Annotated in this window: 23 protein-coding genes and 3 tRNA genes; 14 read left to right on the top strand and 12 right to left on the bottom strand. The window is 68.3% G+C overall.

Annotation, left to right across the window (positions count from 1 at the left end):
* Positions 1-10: 10 nt before the first annotated feature.
* On the bottom strand, positions 11-946 hold the full coding sequence (locus LRR16_RS02820) for a pirin family protein (RefSeq protein ID WP_064573018.1): 936 nt from the start codon (positions 944-946) through the stop codon (positions 11-13).
* Between the two features lie 854 nt (positions 947-1,800).
* Here LRR16_RS02820 and LRR16_RS02815 point away from each other — a divergent pair.
* From LRR16_RS02815 to LRR16_RS02800, 4 genes are read left to right on the top strand one after another with little or no spacing between them, the layout of a single operon-like run.
* A complete protein-coding gene (locus tag LRR16_RS02815) occupies positions 1,801-2,517 on the top strand; it encodes an ABC transporter permease (RefSeq protein WP_064573748.1) in 717 nt (238 codons plus the stop codon).
* 56 nt (positions 2,518-2,573) lie between these two features.
* Positions 2,574-3,488, top strand: a complete 915-nt coding sequence (locus LRR16_RS02810) for a glycine betaine ABC transporter substrate-binding protein (RefSeq protein WP_043436664.1) — start codon at positions 2,574-2,576, stop codon at positions 3,486-3,488.
* Between the two features lie 43 nt (positions 3,489-3,531).
* The gene (locus tag LRR16_RS02805; protein WP_006580114.1) at positions 3,532-4,182 is read left to right on the top strand and encodes an ABC transporter permease; all 651 of its coding nucleotides are present in this window, start codon (positions 3,532-3,534) and stop codon (positions 4,180-4,182) included.
* Positions 4,179-5,384: a betaine/proline/choline family ABC transporter ATP-binding protein gene (locus LRR16_RS02800; protein ID WP_232204743.1), complete on the top strand. Its 1,206-nt coding sequence runs from the start codon at positions 4,179-4,181 to the stop codon at positions 5,382-5,384. Before LRR16_RS02805 ends, LRR16_RS02800 begins: the two co-directional genes overlap by 4 nt.
* Positions 5,385-5,462: 78 nt before the next feature.
* Here the strand turns inward: LRR16_RS02800 and LRR16_RS02795 are convergent, their stop codons facing one another.
* The 4 genes from LRR16_RS02795 to LRR16_RS02780 form a co-directional block, all read right to left on the bottom strand.
* Entirely contained in the window at positions 5,463-6,428 is a 966-nt protein-coding gene (locus LRR16_RS02795; RefSeq protein WP_232204742.1) for a hypothetical protein, read from the bottom strand.
* 203 nt (positions 6,429-6,631) lie between these two features.
* Positions 6,632-8,209, bottom strand: coding sequence for an aldehyde dehydrogenase (NADP(+)) (locus LRR16_RS02790; RefSeq protein ID WP_232204741.1), 1,578 nt, complete (start codon positions 8,207-8,209; stop codon positions 6,632-6,634).
* Between the two features lie 127 nt (positions 8,210-8,336).
* The gene (gene kdgD, locus LRR16_RS02785; protein ID WP_006578034.1) at positions 8,337-9,254 is read right to left on the bottom strand and encodes a 5-dehydro-4-deoxyglucarate dehydratase; all 918 of its coding nucleotides are present in this window, start codon (positions 9,252-9,254) and stop codon (positions 8,337-8,339) included.
* Positions 9,255-9,458: 204 nt separating this feature from the next.
* Entirely contained in the window at positions 9,459-10,241 is a 783-nt protein-coding gene (locus LRR16_RS02780) for a FadR/GntR family transcriptional regulator (protein WP_232204740.1), read from the bottom strand.
* Between the two features lie 163 nt (positions 10,242-10,404).
* On the opposite strand from LRR16_RS02780, the gene gudD reads away from it, so the two are divergent.
* Complete coding sequence (gene gudD / locus LRR16_RS02775) at positions 10,405-11,757, top strand: glucarate dehydratase (RefSeq protein WP_232204739.1); 1,353 nt, start codon at positions 10,405-10,407, stop codon at positions 11,755-11,757.
* A gap of 108 nt (positions 11,758-11,865) precedes the next feature.
* On the top strand, positions 11,866-12,822 hold the full coding sequence (locus tag LRR16_RS02770; RefSeq protein ID WP_006578287.1) for a tripartite tricarboxylate transporter substrate binding protein: 957 nt from the start codon (positions 11,866-11,868) through the stop codon (positions 12,820-12,822).
* Between the two features lie 168 nt (positions 12,823-12,990).
* Here LRR16_RS02770 and LRR16_RS02765 read toward each other — a convergent pair.
* Positions 12,991-13,080: transfer RNA gene (locus tag LRR16_RS02765), tRNA-Ser, on the bottom strand.
* A gap of 232 nt (positions 13,081-13,312) precedes the next feature.
* On the opposite strand from LRR16_RS02765, the gene LRR16_RS02760 reads away from it, so the two are divergent.
* Positions 13,313-13,804, top strand: a complete 492-nt coding sequence (locus tag LRR16_RS02760; RefSeq protein ID WP_006578288.1) for a glycine zipper 2TM domain-containing protein — start codon at positions 13,313-13,315, stop codon at positions 13,802-13,804.
* A gap of 93 nt (positions 13,805-13,897) precedes the next feature.
* Here the strand turns inward: LRR16_RS02760 and hemW are convergent, their stop codons facing one another.
* Genes hemW through rph form a run of 3 tightly spaced genes read right to left on the bottom strand, consistent with a single transcriptional unit; the run spans position 13,898 to position 16,558 of the window.
* Positions 13,898-15,142 (bottom strand): radical SAM family heme chaperone HemW, encoded by a 1,245-nt coding sequence (gene hemW, locus LRR16_RS02755; protein WP_232204738.1) that lies wholly within the window; start codon positions 15,140-15,142, stop codon positions 13,898-13,900.
* A complete protein-coding gene (gene rdgB, locus LRR16_RS02750; protein ID WP_232204737.1) occupies positions 15,139-15,831 on the bottom strand; it encodes an RdgB/HAM1 family non-canonical purine NTP pyrophosphatase in 693 nt (230 codons plus the stop codon). Before rdgB ends, hemW begins: the two co-directional genes overlap by 4 nt.
* Before the next feature lie 7 nt (positions 15,832-15,838).
* Positions 15,839-16,558, bottom strand: a complete 720-nt coding sequence (gene rph, locus LRR16_RS02745) for a ribonuclease PH (protein WP_232204736.1) — start codon at positions 16,556-16,558, stop codon at positions 15,839-15,841.
* A 258-nt stretch (positions 16,559-16,816) separates the two neighbouring features.
* Here rph and LRR16_RS02740 point away from each other — a divergent pair, with 258 nt between their 5' ends.
* From LRR16_RS02740 to LRR16_RS02725, 4 genes are all read left to right on the top strand, one after another.
* Entirely contained in the window at positions 16,817-17,752 is a 936-nt protein-coding gene (locus LRR16_RS02740; RefSeq protein ID WP_064573030.1) for a YicC/YloC family endoribonuclease, read from the top strand.
* Between the two features lie 5 nt (positions 17,753-17,757).
* A complete protein-coding gene (gene gmk, locus LRR16_RS02735; protein ID WP_052511243.1) occupies positions 17,758-18,456 on the top strand; it encodes a guanylate kinase in 699 nt (232 codons plus the stop codon).
* Positions 18,457-18,535: 79 nt separating this feature from the next.
* Positions 18,536-18,739, top strand: a complete 204-nt coding sequence (gene rpoZ / locus LRR16_RS02730; protein ID WP_006578656.1) for a DNA-directed RNA polymerase subunit omega — start codon at positions 18,536-18,538, stop codon at positions 18,737-18,739.
* 125 nt (positions 18,740-18,864) lie between these two features.
* Positions 18,865-21,366, top strand: a complete 2,502-nt coding sequence (locus tag LRR16_RS02725; RefSeq protein ID WP_232204735.1) for a bifunctional (p)ppGpp synthetase/guanosine-3',5'-bis(diphosphate) 3'-pyrophosphohydrolase — start codon at positions 18,865-18,867, stop codon at positions 21,364-21,366.
* Between the two features lie 31 nt (positions 21,367-21,397).
* On the opposite strand, the gene greB is transcribed toward LRR16_RS02725, so the two are convergent.
* Positions 21,398-21,964, bottom strand: coding sequence for a transcription elongation factor GreB (gene greB / locus LRR16_RS02720; protein WP_232204734.1), 567 nt, complete (start codon positions 21,962-21,964; stop codon positions 21,398-21,400).
* Positions 21,965-22,087: 123 nt separating this feature from the next.
* On the opposite strand from greB, the gene LRR16_RS02715 reads away from it, so the two are divergent.
* Positions 22,088-22,164: transfer RNA gene (locus tag LRR16_RS02715), tRNA-Arg, on the top strand.
* Positions 22,165-22,304: 140 nt separating this feature from the next.
* Here the strand turns inward: LRR16_RS02715 and LRR16_RS02710 are convergent.
* Positions 22,305-22,670, bottom strand: coding sequence for a hypothetical protein (locus LRR16_RS02710; RefSeq protein ID WP_232204733.1), 366 nt, complete (start codon positions 22,668-22,670; stop codon positions 22,305-22,307).
* A 247-nt stretch (positions 22,671-22,917) separates the two neighbouring features.
* Here LRR16_RS02710 and LRR16_RS02705 point away from each other — a divergent pair, with 247 nt between their 5' ends.
* Both LRR16_RS02705 and LRR16_RS02700 read left to right on the top strand, forming a co-directional pair.
* Complete coding sequence (locus tag LRR16_RS02705; RefSeq protein WP_006579278.1) at positions 22,918-23,178, top strand: hypothetical protein; 261 nt, start codon at positions 22,918-22,920, stop codon at positions 23,176-23,178.
* A 135-nt stretch (positions 23,179-23,313) separates the two neighbouring features.
* A tRNA-Met gene (locus LRR16_RS02700) sits at positions 23,314-23,390 on the top strand.
* A 162-nt stretch (positions 23,391-23,552) separates the two neighbouring features.
* Here the strand turns inward: LRR16_RS02700 and LRR16_RS02695 are convergent.
* The gene (locus tag LRR16_RS02695; RefSeq protein ID WP_232204732.1) at positions 23,553-23,843 is read right to left on the bottom strand and encodes a hypothetical protein; all 291 of its coding nucleotides are present in this window, start codon (positions 23,841-23,843) and stop codon (positions 23,553-23,555) included.
* Between the last annotated feature and the right edge of the window lie 102 nt (positions 23,844-23,945).

Genomic DNA, 23,945 nt, shown 5'->3' with positions numbered 1-23,945 from the left:
CTTCCCGACCTTACCCCGCGCTCTGCACCTTCCCCTCGAACCGCCCGTCGCGGAAGTCGCTGAGCGCCTGATGGATCTGCGCCTCGCTGTTCATCACGAACGGTCCGTACTGCACGATCGGCTCGCCCAGCGGCTTGCCGGCGATCAGCAGGAAGCGCGCATCCTGCGTGGCCTTGACGATCACGCCGTCGGCGTCCGCCTCGTTGGCCAGCACGCCCATCCGCTGCGCGTCGAGCGCGGCCAGCGCGTCGCCCTCGCCGATGCTGACCTCGCCCCGATAGACGTAGACGAAGGCGTTATGCCCGGCGGGGATCGCCTGCGCGAACGATTGACCCGCCGGCAGCGATACGTCCAGATACAGCGGCTCGGTGACGGGCCGCGTCATCGCGCCTTGCACGCCGTGCGAGGCGCCGGCGAGCACGCGCACCACTGCGCCGCCCGGCAGCGCGACGGTCGGGATCGCCGCGGCGGGCAGGTCGCGATACCAGGGCGCCGTCATCTTGTCGCTGGCCGGCAGGTTCAGCCACAGCTGGAAGCCCTCCATGCGGCCATCCTGCTGTTCCGGCATCTCCGAATGCACGACGCCGGCACCGGCCACCATCCATTGCGCGCCACCGTTTTCCAGCAGCCCCTCGTTGCCGGCGCTGTCGCGATGGCGCATGCGTCCGGCCAGCATGTAGGTGATGGTCTCGAAGCCGCGATGCGGGTGGGCCGGAAAGCCGCCGATGTAGTCGTCGGCCCGGTCCGTGCCGAAGGCGTCGAGCATCAGGAACGGGTCGAGCCGGCGCTGCAGGTTCTGCGTCAGCACGCGGGTCAGCTTGACGCCGGCGCCATCGGAGGTGGCGATGCCGCGCACCACGCGGTCGATGGTGCGGGTGCGCCGCACCGCTTCCTCGGCGGTCGCCGGCACGGTGGTCAATTCGTTCAGGTTGCGGATGTCGTCCATGTCGATCTCCTGTGTCTTGGCGAGCGGCGCCTCGCGCCGCGGTACCCCCTCAATGTAAGGGTTTGGCGGGAAAGCGGTAGCCGGGAACAGGGCAAAAGAGCGTTCTATTGATGGAATGATGGGACCTAGTTTGTGAACGCCACTGGAACGCGGATCGCTGCATGCCGGGTGCCTTGTCAGGCGTTTGGCCAGGCCCCGGGACGCGCAAAAAGACCCCAAAAGACGGCCGGCTGACGGGCGGGGTGACAAGATCGCTGAAGTTGGTTAGAATAGCGACCTCTTTGCCATCCGTTGTTGCAAATTAGCCGCTTGAGCTTCGCGCTCGCCGTGGCCGATTTCGCGACCACGGCCGATTGACCGGCGGCGCGTCGGAACTTTCAATTTTGCGCTGCCACTGGCCTGCGAGGTCTGGACTTACCGTCTGGCGACCGTCCGCGTCCGTCCGGCTCCTGCCGACGCCGCACCGACCGTCGCACCGATCCGCAGCGCCGCGCCAGGGCCGCTGGCGCCCGCCCGTTCCGGGCGGCACCCGCGGTCCGTCACCGGGCCCCCATCGCCTCGCCCCCTCGTGCGGCAATGGGCGCCCACCGTCCGTCCGCCGGCATCGCGCCGGTCATGGCGGACAGCACCAATCTAGTCTGGACCCGGCCGGGTCCGCCGTCATGGCGCATGTCCCCATCGGGTCCCGCCATCGCGCTGGTCCGTTGCCGTCGTCCTTCATGGACCGCCGTCGCGGCCGTCGCGCCTTGGTGCGCCTGTCGTGCCGCGCTTTTGCCGCCGCCTGTCGCCGCTTGGCCGATCTGCCGATCCGCCGATCCGCCGATCGCGACGCCGGCTGGCTTACGGGAGAAAAGATGTCGCAGCGAATCTGGCGTGGACTCGGCTGGACCGGTTTCATCGTGTTGGCACTGGCCGGCCTGCTGGCCTGGGTCGGCGTCGATGCGATCGCCGAGCACCGCGAACGCCTGCTTTACGACGTGGCCGATCACCTGCGCCTGGTGGCGTGGTCGATGGCGCTGGCGCTTGCCACCGGCGTGCCGGCCGGCATCCTGCTGTCGCGGCCGGCGCTGCGGCGCTGGGCCGACCGGCTGATGCAGGTCTTCAACATCGGCAATACCGTGCCGTCGCTGGCGGTGCTGGCGCTGTCGCTGGCGGTGCTGGGCATCGGCGAGCGGCCCGCGGTGCTGGCGCTGTGGCTGGCCTCGCTGCTGCCGATCGTGCGCAATACCTGCGAGGGCCTGCGCGGCCTGCCGCCCGCGCTGCTCGAGGCGGCCAAGGGCATCGGCATGACGCCGCGCCAGCGGCTGCTGCGGGTCGAGTTGCCCAATGCGATGCCGGTGATCCTGGCCGGCGTGCGTACCAGCCTGGTGATCAACGTCGGCACCGTGCCGCTGTCGTTCCTGATCGGCGCCAACAGCCTGGGCGAAATGATCTTCCCCGGCATCTACCTGAACAAGCCGTCGCTGCTGCTGCTGGGCGCCGCGGCCACCGCGCTGCTGGCGCTGGCGCTCGACGCGCTGTTCGCCGCGGGCGGACGCTTCTATCTGCGCCGGCGAGGGCTGGCGGCATGAAGCGGACCATCCAGCGGAACACCCAGCGGAACATCAAGGAGAACACCATGACGATGATGCGATCGCTTCGTCCGCGCGCGTGGCTGGCCGCACTGCTCGGCGCCGCCGCGCTGCTCGTCAACGCTCCGGCGACGGCCGCCGATGCGGCGCCCGTGCGCGTGGGCGGCAAGAACTTCACCGAGCAGCTGATCCTGTCGTCGATGACCTCGCAGTATCTGCGCGCCAAGGGCCTCGCCACCGAGCTGACGGCGGGCCTGGGCAGCACGCTGATGCGGCAGGCGATGGAGAGCGGCCAGCTCGACGTGGTGTGGGACTACACCGGTACCGCGCTGATCGTCTTCAACCGCGTCGAGGAGAAGCTCGATGCCGAGCAGAGCTACGCCCGCGTCAAGTCGCTCGATGCGGCCAAGGGCCTGGTGTGGCTGCAGCCCTCGACGATCAACAACACCTATGCGCTGGCGATGCCGCGCCACCGTGCGGAGGCGGCTGGCGTGAGCACGCTGTCCGAGCTCGCCGACAAGATCCGCGCTGGCGGCGAGGACAAGCGCCACCACTTCGCGGTCGACATGGAATTCGCCGCGCGGCCCGACGGCCTCGAGCCGCTGAAGGCCGCCTACGGGCTGCCGTGGGCGCGCCGCGACGTGATCCAGCTCGATCCGGGCCTGGTCTACACCGCGCTGCGCAACGACCAGGTCGAGACCGGCCTGGTCTACGCCACCGACGGCCGCGTCAAGGGCTTCGACCTGGTGCTGCTGCGCGACGACAAGGGCTTCTTCCCGGCCTACCAGGCGGTACCGGTGGTGCGCAAGGCGGTGCTCGACGCCCACCCGCAATTGGCCGAGCTGCTGAACGCGCTGGCCGCCGCGCTCGACAACGCGTCGATGACGGAGATGAATTACCGCGTCGACATCGAACAGAAACCGGTCGACGCCGTCGCGGCCGATTTCCTGCGCCAGCACGGGTTGATCTGACGCCCGCTCGGGCGCAGACAACACGGACAACCACGGACAATCCATGGACCTGATTTCCTACCTGCAACACAGCTGGCCGACGCTGCTGAAACTGACCGGCGAGCATCTGGCACTGGTCGGCGCGGCGGTCGGGCTGGCGATCCTGATCGGCGTGCCGCTCGGCATCCTGGCCACGCGCTGGCGCTGGCTGGCCACGCCGATGATGACGCTGGCCACGGTGGTGCTGACGATCCCGTCGATCGCGCTGTTCGGCCTGATGATCCCGGTGTTCGCGCGCTTCGGCCACGCGCTCGGCTACCTGCCGGCCGTCACCGCGGTGTTCCTGTATTCGCTGCTGCCGATCCTGCGCAACACCTACGTGGCGCTGGCCGGCATCGACAGCGGCATCCAGGAGGCCGGACGCGGCATCGGCATGACCACCTGGCAACGGATGCGGCTGGTCGACCTGCCGCTGGCGGTGCCGGTGATCCTCGGCGGTGTGCGCACCGCGGTGGTGATGAACATCGGCGTGGCGACCATCGCCGCGCTGATCGGCGCCGGCGGCCTCGGCGTGCTGATCCTGCAAGCGATCAGCCAGAGCAATATGAGCAAACTCGCGGTGGGCGCCGTCCTGGTCAGCCTGCTCGCCATCGTGGCGGACGTGTGCCTGCAATGGTTGCAGCGCGTGCTGACGCCCAAAGGAATCCGCACATGATCGAACTGGACCAACTGAGCAAATCGTTCACGCAGAAGGATGGCGCGCTGGTGCGCGCGGTCGACTCGGTGTCGCTGACGGTGCCGCGCGGCGAGATCTGCGTGTTCCTCGGCCCGTCGGGCTGCGGCAAGACCACCACGCTGAAGATGATCAACCGGCTGATCCCGCCGACCTCGGGCCGCGTGCGGATCGAGGGCGAGGACACCGCGGGCATCGACGAAGTCGCGCTGCGCCGCAAGATCGGCTACGTGATCCAGCAGATCGGCCTGTTCCCGAACATGACGATCGAGCAGAACATCACCGTGGTGCCGCGCCTGCTGGGCTGGGACAAGCAGCGCTGCCGCGAACGCGCGCGCGAGCTGATGGCGATGGTGCAGCTCGATCCGAACCGGATGCTGTCGCGCTATCCGCGCGAGCTGTCGGGCGGCCAGCAGCAGCGCATCGGCGTGATCCGCGCGCTCGCCGCCGACGCGCCGGTGCTGCTGATGGACGAGCCGTTCGGCGCGGTCGACCCGATCAACCGCGAGAGCATCCAGAACGAGTTCCTGCAGATGCAGCGCCAACTGGGCAAGACCGTGATCATGGTCTCGCACGACATCGACGAGGCGATCAAGCTGGCCGACAAGGTCGCGGTGTTCCGCGCCGGCAAGCTGGTCCAGTTCGACCATCCGGACGCGCTGCTGGCGCATCCGGCCGATGAGTTCGTGCAGGCCTTCGTCGGCCACGACAACACGCTCAAGCGGCTGCTGCTGGTGCGCGCCGGCGATGCCGCCACGATGGGCTCCACCGCGACGCCGCAGATGCCGCTGGCGCAGGCGCTGGCGCTGATGGACGACGCCGACGTGCGCTATCTGCCGGTGCTCGATCGCGACCAGCGCGCGCTCGGCTATGTGGCGCGCCGCGACGCGCGCAATCCGGCCGCGGGCAAGCAGGCCTGCGGCGACGTGCTGCGTCCGTTCGCGGCGACCGCGGCGTTCGACGAGCATCTGCGCATCGTGCTGTCGCGGATGTACCAGCACAACACCAGCTGGCTGCCGGTGGTCGACGCCGACGGCGTCTACCTGGGCGAGGTCACGCAGGAGTCGATTGCGGGCTATCTGAGCTCGGGGCGCTCGCGCAGCGGCGCCATCGCGTCGCCTGCCGCCTCGGCGGCGCCGGCTTCGGCAGCGAGCGCGGCCGCGCCGCTGCGCGCGGCGGCCTGAGGACGTACGGCCCGGCGATACGGCGATACGGCGATACGCCGATGCGCCGATGCGCCGATGCGCCGATGCGCCGCGGCGTCAGCGCAGCTTGCCGGGTGGGTCGATTGGGCCCGCCAGCCGCCGCTTGATCGCGTCGATCGCCGCTTCGAGCTGCTCGCGGCAATGCAGCGAATCGGCGGTCTCGCGCACGCGCCACATCAGCTCCTTGCGCAGATGGCCGAGGCGCGTCTTGTAATAGGTGTGTTCGGTGAAATCGGCGTTGATCATCGCCGGATTGATATAGATGCGATGTCCCCGCGCGCGCAGGTCGGCGTGGAAGGACACGTGCTCGTTGATCTCGCCGCCGTTGGCGTCGAGCCCGACATAGCGTCCCGTCACGAAGGCATCGCGCCGGTACACCGCGAAGCCGCCGAAGGCCGATTCGACCTCGATCGGCGCGGCGTCGGCCGGCACGCGGATCTGCTTCGATGCGACGCACATCTCCAGCGCCTGGCGATGCCCCACCACGTCGACGATGTCGCGATAGGCGGCCCAGCAGTCGACCGGCGACCAGGCCGGATGGCGCAGCGCCCAGATATCGTAGTAGCCCAGCCGCTGGTTGGCCGTCATGCCGGCCCAGTCCAGCTCGCTGCGCCAGCAGCTGAGCACCGCGTCGGCCGTCAGGCCATGGTTGATGTCGTCCAGGTCGGCGGCAATCACGTAGTCGATCCTCGCATAGCGCGGGTCGGTGGCCAGGCGCTCGACATAGACATTGCGGCAGAGCGCGATGCGGTCGCAGCGCGCCGGATGACGCTCGCGCAGCGCGCCCATCGATTCGAAGGCGAAGCCCGGTACCTGCGCGGCCAGCTGCCGCAACTGCTCGACGGAATCGTCGCTGGAATCGCTCTCGACCAGCAGGAAGCCGACCGAGGCGAAGCCCGCCAGGACCTTGCGCAGGTGTGCCACTTCGCCCGCGATCGTCGCGCCGCAATTTCGCACCGGCCCTACCACCACGACATGGGCGGATTCGGGCGGGATGCGCAGGGGGCGCGGCGGGGCGGTCATGATGGCGGTCCTCTGTGGCCGACGGGCACACGTTGCGGTGACAGTGTCACTGTACGTACGTCGACCTGCGGCGACTGTGGGATGGATCACACAGTCGCCGCCGGCCGTGGCGGGCCACCGCGTCGTTCCCGCGCAGGCGGGAACCCAGCGTCCTTGAACGCCACTGGGTCCCCGCCTTCGCGTGGACGTCAACGTTTGGCCGGCTATGCCCTGCCCAACTCCCCATCCCGCAGCCGCCACAGCCCCAGCGGATTGTCGTCGCGCAGCGCCGGCGGCAGCAGTTCGGCCGGCACGTTCTGATAGCAGACCGGCCGCAGGAAACGCGAGATCGCCGCGGCGCCGACCGAGGTCGTGCGGGCGTCCGAGGTGGCCGGGAAGGGGCCGCCGTGCACCATCGCGTACGACACCTCGACGCCGGTCGGATAGCCGTTGAACAGTACCCGTCCGGCCTTGCGCTCGAGCACCGGCAACAGTTGCCCGGCCGCGGCGTGGTCGCCGGCATCGGCATGCACGGTGGCGGTCAGCTGTCCCTCGAGGCTGCGCGTCAGCGCGGCCATCTCGTCGATGTCGCGGCAGACCACCAGCACCGACGACGGGCCGAACACCTCGGCCTGCATCCGATGATCGGCGATGAACTGCGCGGCGCTGGTCTCGAACATCGCGGCGCAGGCCTGGTTGGGTCCGCTGCCGGCCAGACCCGTGCCGATGCGCTGCAGGCCGTTGATTTCGCCCAGGCTTGCCACGCCCTGCTGATAGGCCTGGTGGATGCCGGGCGTCAGCATCGTGCCGGCGGGCTTGCCGCCCAGCGCCTGCACCGCGGCCGCGCGGAACGCGGCGAGCGCCGGACTGTCGATCGCGATCACCAGGCCCGGGTTGGTGCAGAACTGGCCCACGCCGAGCACCAGCGAATCGACCAGCTCCGTGGCGATGCGCTCGCCGCGCGCGGCCAATGCGGCCGGCAACAGGAACACCGGATTGATGCTGCTCATCTCGGCATAGACCGGGATCGGCTGCGGCCGCTGCTGCGCCACGCGCGTCAGCGCCAGGCCGCCGCCGCGCGAGCCGGTGAAGCCCACCGCCTGGATCGCCGGATGCGCGACCAGCGCCGTGCCGATCTCGTTGCCGGCGCCGAGCACCAGCGAGAACACGCCCTCGGGCAGGCCGGCGTCGGCCACCGCCTGCTGAATCACGCGGCCGACCAGTTCGGAGGTGCCCAGGTGGGCCGGGTGCGACTTGGCGACCACCGGGCAGCCCGCCGCCAGCGCCGACGCGGTATCGCCGCCGGCCACCGAGAACGCCAGCGGGAAGTTGCTGGCGCCGAACACCGCCACCGGACCCAGCGCGATGTTCTGCATGCGCAGGTCGGGACGCGGCGGCGTGCGCTCGGGCAGCGCGCTGTCCCAGGTGGCCTGCTGCCAGCGGCCGTCTCGCAGCACGCGCGCGAACAGGCGCAGCTGATTGGCGGTGCGGCCGCGTTCGCCCTGCAGCCGCGCCAGCGGCAGGCCGCTTTCGCGGTGGGCGCGTTCGATCAGCGTGTCGCCGAGCGCCTCGATGCCGTCGGCGATGCGCTCCAGAAAGGCGGCGCGCTGCGCCGGCAGCGTGTTGCGGAAGGCGTCGAAGGCCTGTTCGGCCAGCACGCAGGCACGGTCGACCTCGGCCGCGCCGCCGCCATGAAAGTCGGGGCCCAGCGTCGCGCCGGTGGCGGGATCGATCGCCTGCAGCACGGCGTCCTGGCCGCGCACGGCGCTGGCGCCGATCAGCATCTCTCCGGTGATCTTCATTGGCTTCTCCTGAAAACGTCGATGGCGCAGCGGCCGCCGCGGTGCGATACCGCGGGCGGCCGATGCGCCGAGGGCATGATGGCGCGCGCCGCGCCGGCATGGACGGGCGCGGCGTGCATGGACGGGCTTACTGGCCGCCGACCTTGTCGATCAGCCGTTGCAGCATCGCGCATTCCTCTTCGCTCAGATCGGTCAGCGGCGCGCGCACCGGGCCGGCATCGTGGCCGACCAGGCGGGCGCCCGCCTTGATGATGCTGACCGCGTAGCCCTGCTTGCGGTTGCGGATGTCGAGGTAGGGCAGGAAGAACGTGTCGATCAGGCGGCCGACGGTCTCGTGATCCTCGGCGGCGATCGCGCGATAGAAGTCCATCGCGGTCTTCGGAATGAAGTTGAATACCGCCGACGAGTAGACCGGCACGCCGAGCGCGCGATAGGCGGCGGCGTAGACCTCGGCCGTCGGCAGTCCGCCCAGATAGGCGAAGCGCTCGCCCAGCCGGCGGCGGATCGACACCATCAGCTCGATGTCGCCCAGGCCGTCCTTGTAGCCGATCAGGTTCGGGCAGCGCTCGGCCAGCCGTTCCAGCTGCACCGCGTTCAGGCGGCACACCGCGCGGTTGTAGACGATCACGCCGCAGGACACCGAGCGGCAGACCGCCTCGACGTGGTTGGCGATGCCTTCGGGGCTGGCCTCGGTCAGGTAGTGGGGCAGCAGCAGCACGCCGTGGGCGCCCAGGCGCTCGGCTTCCTGCGCATAGGCGATCGCCACGCGGGTCGGGCCGCCGGCGCCGGCGATGATCGGCACCTTGCCGCGGCAGGTGTCGACCGCGGTGCGGACGATGTCGCTGTACTCGTTCGGCGCCAGCGAGAAGAACTCGCCGGTGCCGCCGGCCGCGAACAGCGCGCTGGCGCCATACGGGGCCAGCCATTCGAGGCGCTTCGCGTAGGACGCCGCGGCAAAGTCGCCATTGGCGTCGAAATCGGTCACCGGGAACGACAGCAGGCCGGCGCTGATGATCTGTTTGAGGTCTTGGGGGTTCAGGGACATGGTGGTTTCCGATTTACCGATTTACCGAGGAAAGGGCCGGGCGTCCTGCCCGAATGCGCAACGTTGGACGGCGAAGGCGCCGCGGTAGTGAAGCGCCATTCGATGTTCGATATCGTAAGACATCATACAACTATGGCGCAAGGGGTCCGCGTCGGGGGTTAACCCTCGGAGGGGGCGGGGATCAGGCTTGCTTAGGCCGGCTTATCAGACCTGGGTATTGGGGGCCTGCGTGTTGGAGGCCGGCGTACTGGCGGCCGCGGCCGAGGCCTTGCGCAGGCGTTCGCGGCTGTTGGTCAGGTGCATGCGCATCGCGGCCTTGGCGCCATCGGGGTCCCGGCGCTCGATCGCGTCGTAGATGCTGTCGTGCTCGAAGTTGACCCGTTCCAGATATTGCTCCCGGTCGCCCGGGGTGACGTGCAGCCGGCCGCGCGGAATCACCGAGGCGCCCAGGTGGCCCAGCATCTCGCTGAAGTAACGGTTGCCGGTCGCGCGTGCCACGGCCAGGTGGAAAGCAAAGTCGGACGCGACCGAATCGCCGCCCGAGGCGGCGGTGCGCTTCAGTTCGTCCAGCGCGCGCCGCATCTCGGCCAGATCGGCGTCGCTGCGCCGCACGGCCGCCAGGCCAGCGGCCTCGGCCTCGATGCTGACGCGAAATTCCAGCATCGCCAGCACGTCCATCGCGGTGACCATGGCCGACGGATCGATGCGGAACGGGGAGGCCGATTCGGCGGGCGGCGGTGTCAGCACGAAGGTGCCGATCCCGTGGCGGGTCTCGACCAGGCCGCTCGCCTGCAGGCGCGACAGCGCCTCGCGCACCACGGTACGGCTGACGCCGAGCGAGGCCATGATTTCCGATTCGGTGGGCAGCTTGTCGCCGGGGCGCAGCGTGCCCTGGCGGATGCTGTCAGTCAGGCTGGCGACCGCTTCTTCGGCCAGCGTGCGGCCGCGGCGGCGCAGCGGAGTGGGGGCCAGGGTCGAGGCTTTCATAGGGTATGTACCGTGCTTGACCGGTTCGCGAACGGCTCATTATACTGCGTCGTAAGTCATACGACGACTGATAACCGACTTTGGCGCACGGCCCGACGTTTCACCCACTGGTGTGGCCGGCCCGTAGCGGCAAGCCATCCGAGACAGCATTCCGAGACGCTTCATGACAGACCACTCGATCTCCGCGCCGGGCGCCACGCCCGTCGTCACCGAACTGACCGTGATCCCGGTCGCCGGCCACGACAGCATGCTGATGAACCTGTCGGGCGCCCACGGACCGTTCTTCACGCGCAACGTGGTGCTGCTCAAGGACAGCGCCGGCCGCATCGGCGTCGGCGAAGTGCCTGGCGGCGAAGGCATCCGCCAGACGCTGGAGGACGCTCGCCCGCTGGTGGTCGGCCAGCCGATCGGCGCCTGGCAGGCGGTGCTGAACCGTGTGCGGCAGGCTTTCGCCAGCCGCGATGCCGGCGGCCGCGGCCTGCAGACCTTCGACCTGCGCATCACGATCCATGCGGTGACCGCGCTGGAGGCGGCGCTGCTCGACCTGCTGGGCAAGCATCTGGACGTGCCGGTCGCCGCGCTGCTCGGCGAAGGGCAGCAGCGCGATGCGGTCGAGATGCTCGGCTACCTGTTCTATATCGGCGACCGCAAGCGCACCACGCTGCCGTATCGTCAGGAGGCCGATGCCGACGATGCCTGGTTCCGGCTGCGCAACGAGGAGGCGATGACGCCGGAGGCGGTGGTGCGCCTGGCCGAAGCCGCCTATCAGCGCTACGGCTTCAACGACTTCAAGCTCAAGGGCGGCGTGCTGCGCGGCGACGAGGAGATGGAGGCGATCGTCGCGCTGGCCGAGCGCTTTCCGGAGGCGCGCATCACGCTCGATCCGAACGGCGCCTGGTCGCTGGCCGAGGCGGTGCGGCTGTGCCGCGACAAGCATGGCGTGCTGGCCTATGCGGAAGATCCGTGCGGCGCCGAGGACGGCTATTCGGGCCGCGAGATCATGGCCGAGTTCCGCACCGCGACCGGACTGCCGACGGCGACCAACATGATCGCCACCGACTGGCGGCAGATGGGCCATGCGGTGCGGCTGCAGTCGGTCGACATCCCGCTGGCCGATCCGCACTTCTGGACCATGCAGGGCTCGGTACGCGTCGCGCAGATGTGCGCGGAGTGGGGGCTGACGTGGGGTTCCCATTCGAACAACCACTTCGACATCTCGCTGGCGATGTTCACGCATGTGGCCGCGGCCGCGCCGGGACGGATCACCGCGATCGACACGCACTGGATCTGGCAGGACGGCCAGCGCCTGACCAGGGAGCCGTTGAAGATCGAGGGCGGCATGGTGCAGGTGCCAAAGCGGCCCGGGCTGGGCGTGGAGATCGACATGGCCGAACTGGAGAAGGCCCACCAGTGCTATCGCAGCATGGGGCTGGGCGCGCGCGACGACGCGGTGGCGATGCAGTTCCTGATCCCCGGCTGGAAATTCGACAACAAGGCGCCGTGCATGGTGCGGTAGCCGGTGCCGGCGATCCCTTCGACAACGAACAGAGATTCAGGAGACAACATGAGCAAGACCTTCATCACTTGTGTGCGCCGCCTGCCGCGGCTGATGCTGTCCGCGGGCATGCTGGCCGGCGCGTTCGCCGGCGGCCTGCTGGCCACCGGCACCGCGGCCGCGCAGGACTGGCCGCAGAAACCGGTGTCGGTGGTGGTGCCGTTTCCGCCCGGCGGCTCGACCGACACCATCGCGCGGATGCTGGCGCAGCCGCTGAACGAAAAGCTGGGCCAGCCCTTCGTCATCGAGAACCGCCCGGGTGCCACCGGCGCGATCGGCGCGGCGATGGTCAAGCGCGCGCCGGCCGACGGCTACACGATCATGATCGCGTCGATCGGCGTCTACGCGGTCAACCCCTTCCTGCAGAAGAACCTGCCGTACGATCCGGCCAAAGACTTCGATCTGCTGACGGTCGCGGTGCGCGCGCCCAACGTGCTGGTCGCCAATCCGTCGGTCGCCGCGCGCAGCGTGCAGGACCTGGTCGCCCATATGAAGAAGAACCCGGGCAAGGTCAGCTTCGCGTCGTCGGGCGCTGGCTCGTCGGACCATCTGACCGCGGCGCTGTTCTGGCAGAAGACCGGCACCGACGGCCTGCACGTGCCGTACAAGGGCGGCGGCCCGGCGATCCAGGATCTGCTGGCCGGCCAGGTCGAGGTCTCGTTCCAGAACATCAACGCGGTGATCCAGCACATCAAGGCCGGCAAGCTGAAGGCGCTGGCGATTACCTCGGAGAAGCGCTCGCCGCTGCTGCCGGATGTGCCGACGCTGGCCGAAGCCGGGGTCAAGGATGTCGAGGTCTATTCGTGGCAGGCCGTCGCCGCGCCGCGCGGGTTGCCGGCCAACGTCAAGTCCAAGCTGCACGGCGCGCTGGTCAGCTCGCTGACCGAGCCGAAGATGCGCGCCAAGCTGGCCGAGACCGGCTTCGAGGTCGTCGCCAATACGCCGGAGCAGTTCGCGCAGTTCGAGAACCAGGAGCTGCAGCGCTGGAAGAACGTGATCGAGGCCGGCAAGATCACGATCGATTGACGATCGGACGATCGCTCCACGACATGTCGTTGCCCCGCCTGGTGCGGGGCTTTTTTATTGCGTGGGGAAGGATCGCCGTTTCTGTGTCGCCGTTCGGGTGTCGCCGTTCGGGTGTCGCCGTTCGGGTGTCGTCGTGCGGATGTGACCGTGAGGGTCTGGCGTTTGCAGTGGCGGAGACGGTGAGATTCGAACTCACGGATGGGTCACCCCATCGGCAGTTTTCAAGACTGCTGCCTTAAACCACTCGGCCACGTCTCCAGTCCCATGATGGGCCGGCCTTGCGCCGGCCGCGCATTATAGCAAGGCGGTATGCGGGTGGGGTTGGAAACGCCTCGTTACACATCTTGCACCGCGGGAAGACAAGAAACCGGCCCTGTCGGCGTCCGTCCGACATCGCGGAACCTTGTCTGGATGTATACCTCCTAGGGCAGGAGGGAAGCGGCGGTGCGCCGCATCCCGTCTCTTCTCGTCCCAGTCAGGAGAACATTAAATGAATGGCAAGACTTTGTTTGGCATGGCCGCGCTGGCGGCCGCGATCGGTACCGCGGGCTGCGCGGCACCCGGTGGCGGTTATGGCTACGGCGCCCCGGCGGCCAATACGGGTTACGGCCAGGGGTCCTACCAGGCGCCGGCCGGCTCGGTGTTCTACGGTCGCGTCGAAGCGATCGAACCGATTCAACAACCTCGCGGCGCCAGCTCGGGTCTGCTCGGCACCGTGATCGGCGGTCTGGCCGGCGGCCTGCTCGGCCACCAGATCGGCGGCGGCCGCGGCCAGACCATCGCGACGATCGGCGGTGCGGTGGCGGGCGGCGTGGCCGGCAACCAGATCGAACAGCGCGCCACCGGCGGCATGGAAACCGTCTATCGCGTGCACGTACGACTCGACGATGGCCGCATGGCCACGGTGACGCAGCGCCAGGCCAACAATCTGCAGGTCGGCCAGCGCGTGCAGGTCGCCAACGACATGGCGTCGCCGATCTGACGCGATGCCCGCCGCTGCGATGGCGGCATGAAATGGAAAAAGGCCGCGAATCGCGGCCTTTTTCATTGGCGCGGCTCTCGGTCCCGCTGGCACTCACGACTTCAGGAAGATCTCCTGCAGATCGTTCAGGAAGCGCCGTCCCAGCTCGGTTGGACGGATCACGGTCGGGTCCGGGTCCAGCAATCCCTTGTCGGTCGCCTGCGCCAGCTCGCGGCGGATCGCATGCAGCGGCAGGCCGGTATGGTCATGGAACAGGCTCGCCGGCACGCCGTCGGTCAGCCGCAGCGCGTTCAGCATGAATTCGAACGGCAGCTCGGCGGCATCGACATCGCGCGCTTCCTGCACCGCGTTGCCCGCCATCGCCTGCGCCATATAGGTGGCCGGATGCTTGTAGCGCATCTGGCGCAGCACGCGATGCGGGAACGACAGCTTGCCGTGCGCGCCGGCGCCGATGCCGAGGTAGTCGCCGAAGCGCCAGTAGTTCAGGTTGTGGCGCGCCTCGCGATGCGGCTGCGCATAGGCCGAGGTCTCGTAATGGCGATAGCCGGCTTCGGCCGTGCGCGCCTCGATCCAGTCCTGCATCTCGTAGGCGGTGTCGTCGTCCGGCAGCGCCGGCGGGAAGCGCGCGAACAGCGTGTTCGGCTCCAGCGTCAGGTGGTACAGCGACAGATGCGTGGTGCCGTACGACAGCGCCGTCTCGACGTCCTGCCGGCACTGCGCGAGGGTTTGCCCGGGCAGCGCGTACATCAGGTCCAGATTGACGTTGTCGAAGTGGCGCAGCGCGATGTCGATCGCGGCGCGGGCCTCGGCGCCGCCGTGAATGCGGCCCAGCGCCTGCAGATGTTCGTCGTGGAAGCTCTGGATGCCGATCGACAGCCGGTTGATGCCGCTGGCGCGATAGCTGGCGAAGCGCTCGGCCTCGAAGGTGCCGGGGTTGGCCTCCATCGTGATTTCGGCATCGGCGTCCAGCGGCAGCAGCGCGCGGATGTCGGACAGCAGCCGGTCCATGCCGGCGGCCGACAGCAGGCTGGGCGTGCCGCCGCCGATGAAGACCGTATGCACCGGGCGCCCCCATACAAGCGGCAGCGACTGCTCGAGGTCCGCGCGCAGCGCGTCCAGATACGCCGCTTCGGGAATCTCGCCGCCGTCGGGCGCCGCGTGCGAATTGAAGTCGCAATACGGGCATTTGCGCACGCACCAGGGCACGTGCACGTACAGCGACAACGGCGGCGAGGCCGGCAGCGAAATCTGCCCGGGCTTGAGCCACAGGCCGACGCTGTCGCCGCCGGACGAAGCGGGGGCGGGCGTGGCACCGGGGACGGGGACGATCGGAATCATGGCCGGCCTTGCGCGGCAGTATCCGCGGCGGTATCCGTGGCGCTATCCGTGGCCGCATCCCGGCGCAGCCGCTCGCACAGCGCCTGCAAGGCCAGCGCGCGATGGCTGACGCGGTTCTTCTCTTGCGCCGACAGTTCGGCGGCGGTCTTGCCCAGCGCCGGCAGCAGGAAGTACGGGTCGTAGCCGAAGCCGCCGTCGCCGCGCGGGACGTCGATGACTTCGCCGTCCCAGCGGCCTTCCGCGATGATCGGGCAGGGATCGTCGGCATGGCGCACCAGCACCAGCACGCAGTAGTAGTGCGCGCGGCGATCCGCGTGGCCCGCCAGTTCGGCGATCAGATGCGCGTTGTTGGCGGCGTCGCTCTTTTCCTTGCCGGCCAGCTGCGCGTAGCGCGCCGAGTAGACGCCGGGCGCGCCGCCCAGCGCGTCGACGCTGATGCCCGAGTCGTCGGCCAGCGCCGGCAGGCCCGACAGGCGGCTGGCATGGCGCGCCTTGGCCAGCGCGTTCTCGACGAAGGTCACGTGCGGTTCCTCGGCCTCGGGGATGCCGAGCTCGCGCTGCGGCACCACATCGAAGCCGAGCGGCGCCAGCAGCGCGCCGAACTCGCGCAGCTTGCCGGCATTGTTCGAGGCCAGCACCAGACGTTGCGCGGCGCGCATGGCGATGCCCGCGGTCGAGTTCGCCATCATGCCGCCGTCATGCCAGATTCAGCGCCTGGCGCTGCATCGTGACGAGCTGCGCGATGCCGCGCTCGGCCAGCTGCGTCATCGCGTCGAGTTGCGCGCGCGAGAACGGCACGCCCTCGGCGGTGCCCTGGACCTCGACGAAGCCGCCGCTGCCGGTCATCACGACGTTCATGTCGGTGTCGCAGGCGCTGTCCTCGGCGTAATCCAGGTCGAGCACCGGCACGCCGCCGACCATGCCGACCGATACCGCGGCGACGAAGTCGCGGATCGGGCTTTCCGCGATCAGGCCGTCGCGCAGCATCACCGAAACGGCGTCATGGGCGGCGACGAAGGCGCCGGTGATCGCGGCCGTGCGGGTGCCGCCATCGGCCTGCAGCACGTCGCAATCGAGCTGCAGCGTGTATTCGCCGAGCTTGGACAGATCGAACACCGAGCGCAGCGCCCGGCCGATCAGGCGCTGGATCTCCTGGGTGCGGCCCGACTGCTTGCCGCGCGCGGCCTCGCGGTCCGAGCGGGTATGGGTGGCGCGCGGCAGCATGCCGTATTCGGCGGTCACCCAGCCTTCGCCGCTGCCTTTCTTGTGCGGCGGCACCTTGGTCAGCACGCTGGCGGTGCACAGTACCTTGGTGTCGCCGAAGGCGGTCAGCACCGCACCTTCGGCGTGGCGGGTGTAGTGGCGGGTCAGGGTGATCGGGCGCAGCGCGTCGGCCGCGCGTCCACTGGGTCGCATGGAGGCTCTCTTGGAAGGAAAATCGGGAACAGGCGCGATTCTAACGCCGGGCGCCCCCGGACGCTGGCGGCGGCGGTGCCGCGCCGGGCCTTGCGCTGCGGCACGAACGCAGCGGCGCGGCAGCATGGCGGCAAGGGGCCGCCGGGCAAAGTTCTTTACAATACTGTGTTCAATCCGTGTTGGTCAGCCCACTGCCGGGCCGGCCGCGGTCGCCGCGCCGTGCGGCCCTCGCCGCCAGCCCCTTCAAGAGACGAATCCATGATCCATAGCATGACCGGATATGGCCTGGCGACGCGCCAGGCACCGCTGACCGACGCGCATGGCGCGCCCAGCGGCAGGACCGCCGCCGTGTCGGTCGAATTCCGCACCGTCAATTCGCGCTTTCTCGATCTGCTGTTCCGCGCGCCGGAAGAGTGCCGCGCGTTCGAGCCGGCCCTGCGCGAGATGCTGATGGCCAAGCTGTCGCGCGGCAAGCTCGAATGCCGCATCAATCTGCAGCGCACCGACGCGGGCGGCGCGGCGCTGGCGCTCAATACCGGCCTGCTGGCGCAGCTGCGCGAGCTGGAAGCCACCGTCGCCAGGACCTTCGACCAGGCCGGCACGCTGCGCATGGGCGAGATCCTGCGCTGGCCCGGCGTGCTGATCGAGCCCGAGCTGTCGCAGGACGCGCTGCGCGAAGCGGTGCTCGGCGCCGCCAAGGACGCGCTGGCGCAACTGCTCGAAGCGCGCCGCCGCGAAGGCGATGCGCTGAAGACCACGCTGGTCGACCGCATCGACGCGATGCTGGCGATCGTGCAGCGGCTCGCTCCGGCGGTGCCGGACCTGATCGCGCAGCATCAGGAGAAGCTCACCGAGCGGCTGCAGGAGGCCTTCAACCTGGTCGCGCCGAACGGCATGCCGTCGATGTCGCGCGACGAGATCGGCGAGCGCATCCGCCAGGAGGCGACCGTCTACGGCATCCGCATCGATATCGCCGAGGAGCTGTCCCGGCTCGAGGCGCATCTGAACGAGACCCGGCATATCCTCGACAAGGGCGGCCAGGTCGGCAAGCGGCTCGACTTCATGATGCAGGAGCTGAACCGTGAGGCCAACACGCTGGGCTCGAAGGCCGCGGCCAAGGAACTGGCCGATGCGTCGATGGAGCTCAAGCTGCTGATCGAGCAGATGCGCGAACAGATTCAAAATCTCGAATGACGAACATGAGCAACCCTACTCAGCCTCATCCTGCGGCGAACTTGCAAGCCAGCGCGCCGGCGCAGTCGCATACCGCGATCGACACCGTATACCCCGGCAACCTGTTCATGGTGGTGGCCCCGTCCGGCGCGGGCAAGTCCACGCTGGTCAACGCGCTGCTGGCGCAGGACCCGTCGATCCGCCTGTCGATCTCGCACACCACGCGGCCGCCGCGCCCGGGCGAGCAGGACGGACGCGAGTACCACTTCACCACGATCGAGGCCTTCCGCGAGGCGCGCGATCGCGGCGACTTCCTCGAATGGGCCGAGGTCCACGGCAACTACTACGCGACCTCGCGCGTCTGGATCGAGCAGCAGATGGCGCACGGCCACGACGTGCTGCTGGAGATCGACTGGCAGGGCGCGCAGCAGGTGCACAAGCGCTTCTCCAACGCGGTCGAGGTCTTCATCCTGCCGCCGTCGCTGACCGCGCTCGAGGAGCGTCTGCGCAAGCGCGGGCAGGACGAGCCCAACGTGATCGTGCGGCGCCTGCTGGCGGCCGGCAGCGAGATGGCGCATGCCTCCGAAGCCGACTACGTGATCATCAACGACGTGTTCGACGAAGCGCTGGAAAAGCTGCGCTGCGTGGTGCGTGCCACGCGGCTGCGTTTCTCGTCGCAGAAGGCGCGGCACGCCGATCTGTTCATCGAACTCGGCATCCACTGAATGCGAGGCCGCGGGGCCGCGGGCCACCTGCGGTAAAATGGCGGCCATCGCATAGGTTCTGTCTCAAGGTAGATTTGATATGGCGCGTATTACCGTCGAAGATTGTCTGAAACACATCCCGAACCGCTTCGAGCTCGCGCTCGCGGCGACCTACCGCGCGCGCCAGCTGGTGCAGGGGCACACGCCGAAGGTCGAGGCCAAGGACAAGCCGACCGTGGTGGCACTGCGCGAGATCGCGTCGGGCCAGGTCGGCATCGAAATGCTGAAGAAGGTTCCGACCTGATCGGCCGGCGGCCCGGTTTTCAACGGCATTGCGAGCTACCCTGGCATCCCGCCCGATCGTCGCTTTGGTCGACCGGATTGTCCTGATCGCACTCGTTGCCCACGTCTGAACCACAGGCCGCCATCATGCCCTCGTCGCCGCGCTCTTCCTCGCGATCGTCGCCCAAGCCGGGCAGCACGGGGGAGACGCGCGCCGCGGCGCGCACCGGCGCGCCGAACCTGCCCGATCCCCTGGGCGACGACGTGGTGGGCGAGCGCGCCGTAGCCCCGGCGATGGCACCCGCCAAGGGCCGCGCCGCCAGCGTGCCGGCCACGCAGCCGCGCGAGGCCGACAGCGGCGTCGCGGTGGCCGCGCCGGCCGCTCAGGCGGCGGACGGTCTCTTCATCGACGCGGTCCTCGCGCAGACGTACCGGCATTTCTTCGGCCCCACCTCGCAGCCGGCGGTGCCGCCGCGGCAACAGGTGATCTCCATCTCCGGGCTGATGGAGAAGCTCGGCTACCTGAAGCCCGCCGACCAGGCCCTCGTCCGAGAGGCCTTCCAGTTTTCCGACGAGGCTCACCTCGGCCAGTACCGGCAGAGCGGCGAGCCGTATATCACGCATCCGGTGGCGGTCGCCGAACTGTGCGCCGAGTGGAAGCTCGACGCGCAGTCGATCATGGCGGCGCTGCTGCACGACGTGATCGAGGACCAGGGCATCACCAAGAGCGAGCTGGCCGAGAAGTTCGGCCCCAAGGTCGCCGAGCTGGTCGATGGCCTGACCAAGCTGGACAAGCTCGAATTCCAGAGCCGCGAGCAGGCGCAGGCGGAAAGCTTCCGCAAGATGCTGCTGGCGATGGCGCGCGACGTGCGCGTGATCCTCGTCAAGCTGGCGGACCGCACGCACAACATGCGGACGCTGGACTTCGTGCCGCCCGAGAAGCGCCGGCGCATCGCGCTGGAGACGATGGAGATCTATGCGCCGATCGCGCATCGGCTCGGGTTGAACAGCACCTATCGCGAGCTGCAGGAACTGTCATTCAAGGTCGGCTCGCCGTTCCGCTACGCGACGCTGGAGAAGGCCGTCAAGGCGGCCCGCGGCAATCGCCGCGAGGTGGTCTCGCGCATCCTCGAGGCCGCGCAGAGCGCGCTGGCCAACGCGGGCATCGTGGCCGAGCTGTCGGGCCGCGAGAAGACGCTGTACAGCATCTATCGCAAGATGCATGACAAGCAGCTGTCGTTCTCGCAGGTGCTGGACGTCTACGGCTTCCGCGTGGTGGTCGAGACGCAGATGCATTGCTACATGGCGCTCGGCGCGCTGCATGGGCTGTACAAGCCGATGCCGGGCAAGTTCAAGGACTACATCGCGATCCCGAAGATCAACGGCTACCAGTCGCTGCATACGACGCTGGTCGGCCCGTTCGGCACGCCGGTCGAGTTCCAGATCCGCACGCGCGAGATGCACCAGATCGCCGAGGCCGGCGTCGCGGCGCACTGGATGTACAAGCATCACGCCGACCAGATCAACGACATCCAGCAGCAGGCGCACCAGTGGCTGCAGTCGCTGCTCGATATCCAGAGCCAGACCGGCGATTCGCAGGAATTCCTCGAGCACGTCAAGATCGACCTGTTCCCGGACGCGGTCTATGTGTTCACGCCGAAGGGCCATATCCGGGCGCTGCCGCGCGGGGCCACGGCGCTCGACTTCGCCTATGCGGTGCACAGCGATCTGGGCAACCAGTGCGTCGCGGTCAAGATCAATAACGAGCTGCTGCCGCTGCGTACCGAGCTCAAGAGCGGCGATATCGTCGAGGTCATCACCGCGCCGTACTCGAAGCCCAATCCCGCCTGGCTGTCGTTCGTGCGGACCGGCAAGGCGCGCGCGGCGATCCGCCACTATCTGAAGACGACCAAGCTCGACGAGGCGATCCAGCTTGGCGAGCGGCTGCTGGAGCAGGCCGCGCGCCAGCTCGGCATCGACCTGAAGGCGGTGCCGCAGCCGGTGTGGGAACGGATGATCCAGTGGACCGGCAACAAGCAGCGCGACGACATCTTCGCCGACCTGGCGCTGGGCCGGCGCGTGCCGGCGGTGGTCGCCAAGCGCATGGAGATCCTGCTGCAGGAGCTGTCGGGAGACTTCGATACCGCGCTGATGGCGGCGGTGCAGACCTTTGCCGGCGAGGAGGCGCCCGCGGTGCCGATCACCGGCGACGAGGGCATGTCGATGATCTTCTCGGCGTGCTGCCGGCCGATCCCGGGCGATTCGATCGTCGGCTATCTCGGCAAGGGCGAAGGGCTGCAGATCCATGTGCAGGACTGCAAGGTTGCCAAGCGGCTGCACAGCAAGGATCCGGAGCACTGGATCGAGGTCATGTGGGCCAACAAGACCACGCGCGCCTTCGATGTCTCGATCAAGGTGCTGGTGCGCAACGTCAAGGGCATCGTCGCGCGCGTCGCGGCGGACCTGACCGCCGCCGACGCCAACGTCGCGCACGTCGCGATGGAGCACCAGGACAACGGGCGGCAGGAAGCGACCTATATGCAGTTCGTGATCCAGGTCCACGACCGCCTGCATCTGGCCAACGTGATGCGGGCCCTGCGCCGCAACACCGACGTCATCCGCATCTTCCGCGACCGCAACGACGGCTGACGCGCGGTCGGTACCGGGGACGCCTCAGTCCTCAGGCCTCGCCGCGCTTCGGATAGCGGACTTCCAGAATATCGATCTGCTCGATGCCGTTGGGCGTGCGCAGCGGCACGGTATCGCCCTCGCGGGCCTTGATCAGTGCCTTGGCGATCGGCGAGATCCAGCTGACGCGGTGCGCGTCCAGGTCGACCTCGTCCATGCCGACGATCGTGATCGTGTTTTCCTCGCCCGCCTGGTTGGCGTACGTGACCGTCGCGCCGAAGAAGATCTGATCGTTGTCGCCCTGCAGCGAGGGGTCGACCACCTCGGCCTTGTCGAGCCGCCGGGTCAGGAAGCGGATGCGGCGATCGATCTCGCGCAAACGTTTCTTGCCGTACAGGTAGTCGCCGTTCTCGGAACGATCCCCATTGGACGCGGCCCACGAGACGATCTGCACGATCTCGGGGCGTTCGACGTCGATCAGGTGCATCAGTTCGTCGCGCAGCCGCTGATAGCCCTGCGCGGTGATGTAGTTCTTGGTGCCGGCAGGCAGCGGGGTCGCGCCTTCGGGGAGGTTGTCGTCTTCGTCGTCCGACGGTTCTTTGACAAAAGCCTTGCTCATGGTACGGATCACTTCTTGGCAGGCAGACATTATAGGAACAGCGGCCTGCAACGGTGACGCCGAAAAAGATGGCGCAGGGGGCTTCCCAAAAACAAAAAACGCGATATAATCTCTTTCTCGCGTGCGGCTGTAGCTCAGTTGGATAGAGTACTTGGCTACGAACCAAGGGGTCGTGGGTTCGAATCCTGCCAGCCGCGCCACCTACATGCAGTACGAACGGCTTGGAGAGTCTTCTCTCCAAGCCGTTTTTGTTTTGGAGTTGCCGGAGTTGCCGGTGGAGCAGGATTGCCGCAGATGCCCGGCCGCCAGCGTGGCCGTCAACGCCGATCGAACGCTCCCGTTACAGCGCGGCCGGATTCTCGCTGTTTGCCACCGCGCTCGGGCGGCCGCTCTGGACGTTGGCGCCGGCCTTCAGTCCGGCGTAGGCGGCGAAGCCCAGCGCGGCGACGGAGATGGCCAGCGTGGCTACCCACTTGTAGATGTCGGTATGCGCGCGTTCGACCGAAGCGCGGATATCGCCGAGGTCGAGCTTGGCGTCGAGCCGCGTCAGCGTGGTCTGGATGTCCGCGACACTGGTGGTCAGGTGGGCGACATCGGTCTTCAGGGACGAGACGTCCGTCTTCAGCGATGAGACGTCGGTCTTTAGAGTCGACACGTCGCCCTCGAGCCGGGCCACCGATTGTTCCAGTCGATCGATTCGGTCCATCTTGCGATTTTCCATGACGCATTGACGTTGGTGCGGGGTCCTGGCCGGCCTTGCGGCTCCGCGAGCAATGCCGGCTGACGCGGGTTGTGCAATGGCGAAGATGATGGCACGAATCGAGCGGGCCCACTGTCAATTTGCGTTTCGACTACGCCGTTCTCCGACAGCCGCGTCAGCCTTCGCCGCCTTGCGCCAGCGCCGCACGCTGGCTAGCCTGACACTGTGTACGGGCGAAATCGCAGGAGGCGCGATGCATGACGACGACTGGCGTGTCGAGGACTATCGCGGCATGGATGTCTATGTGCTGGTGTCCGAGCGCGAGGGCGGCGGACCCGCGGGCTGGAGCTACGAGGTCCGCATCGGCCAGGAGGGCGGCGATCCGAGCGATGCCGGCGATGTCGAAATGATCTCGAGCGGCGAGCAGGTCTTTGCGACCCGTCACGCGGCCGAGGTCGCGGCCTTCAGTGCGGGCTATGCGCGCGTGGATCGCATTCTCGGGCCTGAGGTCTGAAGCGGCGACGGGATAAGCGGGTGCCCGGCCCGATCATGTCACGTTGTGATGGATTGACGCGTGGCGTCCGGTGTTTGCTGCAACAATAATGCTTGCAATGGCGGCGCGATTGCTGCATAATGTTGTTCTTCCAGACGCGGGGTGGAGCAGTCTGGCAGCTCGTCGGGCTCATAACCCGAAGGTCGCAGGTTCAAATCCTGCCCCCGCAACCAAATTCCCGAGATGTCGTCGTTACGCACGGTACCTGGCCCTGAACCAGGTACCGTGCAGACATCTCAGCGGCACGCAGTTTCGTCCCTTCGCAGTATCTCCCTGACCAGTACCGCCTTCAGTTACTCCGTGTTCGGGGCTAAGTCGCCCGCGCCTTGCCGCGCCTACACCGCGGAACCGCCGGCCAGCGCGATCGCCTGTTCGAAGGTTTCGCGTATCGCCGGCTGATCTTCGCGCTCGGCGGCCTCCGCGCGTTCGCGCAGCCTCGCTACCAAGACCTGCAGATTGTTGCCGACCGGCGTCGTCTTGCTGGCGTCGCATTCGCTGACCGCCTCGGTCATCAGCTGCTGCAGTTCGTCACCGACATCGGCGCCGTCGAACGCGCTGACCGACAGCGCCGAGATGCGCTCGAGGTAAAGGTTGACCAGCGCTTCGTCGTGTACCGGTTCGGGCATGTCCATCTCGGCCTCCGTGCTGTGGGTTGGCGGTGTGATGTCCATTCTAGTGGCCGCCCCGGCCAGCCTGCTGTCGGGACGTGGCCTACAGCGCGCCTGTCC

Origin of the sequence: Cupriavidus sp. UGS-1, from assembly GCF_021213615.1 — a bacterium.
Taxonomy (GTDB): domain Bacteria; phylum Pseudomonadota; class Gammaproteobacteria; order Burkholderiales; family Burkholderiaceae; genus Cupriavidus.
Note: the sequence above shows the minus strand (reverse complement) of the source record. Positions and strands in the feature narration are given on the sequence as shown.

Excerpts from the sequence above, each read along its gene's own strand:
- LRR16_RS02770 (WP_006578287.1), top strand. The coding sequence starts at position 11,866 with ATGCTGGCCGGCGCGTTCGCCGGCGGCCTGCTGGCCACCGGCACCGCG.
- LRR16_RS02810 (WP_043436664.1), top strand. The coding sequence starts at position 2,574 with ATGCGATCGCTTCGTCCGCGCGCGTGGCTGGCCGCACTGCTCGGCGCC.
- LRR16_RS02695 (WP_232204732.1), bottom strand. The coding sequence starts at position 23,843 with ATGCCCGAACCGGTACACGACGAAGCGCTGGTCAACCTTTACCTCGAG.
- kdgD (WP_006578034.1), bottom strand. The coding sequence starts at position 9,254 with ATGTCCCTGAACCCCCAAGACCTCAAACAGATCATCAGCGCCGGCCTG.
- LRR16_RS02725 (WP_232204735.1), top strand. The coding sequence starts at position 18,865 with ATGCCCTCGTCGCCGCGCTCTTCCTCGCGATCGTCGCCCAAGCCGGGC.
- LRR16_RS02710 (WP_232204733.1), bottom strand. The coding sequence starts at position 22,670 with ATGGACCGAATCGATCGACTGGAACAATCGGTGGCCCGGCTCGAGGGC.
- hemW (WP_232204738.1), bottom strand. The coding sequence starts at position 15,142 with ATGATTCCGATCGTCCCCGTCCCCGGTGCCACGCCCGCCCCCGCTTCG.
- gmk (WP_052511243.1), top strand. The coding sequence starts at position 17,758 with ATGAGCAACCCTACTCAGCCTCATCCTGCGGCGAACTTGCAAGCCAGC.
- LRR16_RS02705 (WP_006579278.1), top strand. The coding sequence starts at position 22,918 with ATGCATGACGACGACTGGCGTGTCGAGGACTATCGCGGCATGGATGTC.
- LRR16_RS02815 (WP_064573748.1), top strand. The coding sequence starts at position 1,801 with ATGTCGCAGCGAATCTGGCGTGGACTCGGCTGGACCGGTTTCATCGTG.
- LRR16_RS02790 (WP_232204741.1), bottom strand. The coding sequence starts at position 8,209 with ATGAAGATCACCGGAGAGATGCTGATCGGCGCCAGCGCCGTGCGCGGC.
- LRR16_RS02805 (WP_006580114.1), top strand. The coding sequence starts at position 3,532 with ATGGACCTGATTTCCTACCTGCAACACAGCTGGCCGACGCTGCTGAAA.
- LRR16_RS02800 (WP_232204743.1), top strand. The coding sequence starts at position 4,179 with ATGATCGAACTGGACCAACTGAGCAAATCGTTCACGCAGAAGGATGGC.
- LRR16_RS02820 (WP_064573018.1), bottom strand. The coding sequence starts at position 946 with ATGGACGACATCCGCAACCTGAACGAATTGACCACCGTGCCGGCGACC.
- rph (WP_232204736.1), bottom strand. The coding sequence starts at position 16,558 with ATGCGACCCAGTGGACGCGCGGCCGACGCGCTGCGCCCGATCACCCTG.
- greB (WP_232204734.1), bottom strand. The coding sequence starts at position 21,964 with ATGAGCAAGGCTTTTGTCAAAGAACCGTCGGACGACGAAGACGACAAC.
- LRR16_RS02760 (WP_006578288.1), top strand. The coding sequence starts at position 13,313 with ATGAATGGCAAGACTTTGTTTGGCATGGCCGCGCTGGCGGCCGCGATC.
- rpoZ (WP_006578656.1), top strand. The coding sequence starts at position 18,536 with ATGGCGCGTATTACCGTCGAAGATTGTCTGAAACACATCCCGAACCGC.
- rdgB (WP_232204737.1), bottom strand. The coding sequence starts at position 15,831 with ATGATGGCGAACTCGACCGCGGGCATCGCCATGCGCGCCGCGCAACGT.
- LRR16_RS02795 (WP_232204742.1), bottom strand. The coding sequence starts at position 6,428 with ATGACCGCCCCGCCGCGCCCCCTGCGCATCCCGCCCGAATCCGCCCAT.
- LRR16_RS02780 (WP_232204740.1), bottom strand. The coding sequence starts at position 10,241 with ATGAAAGCCTCGACCCTGGCCCCCACTCCGCTGCGCCGCCGCGGCCGC.
- gudD (WP_232204739.1), top strand. The coding sequence starts at position 10,405 with ATGACAGACCACTCGATCTCCGCGCCGGGCGCCACGCCCGTCGTCACC.
- LRR16_RS02740 (WP_064573030.1), top strand. The coding sequence starts at position 16,817 with ATGATCCATAGCATGACCGGATATGGCCTGGCGACGCGCCAGGCACCG.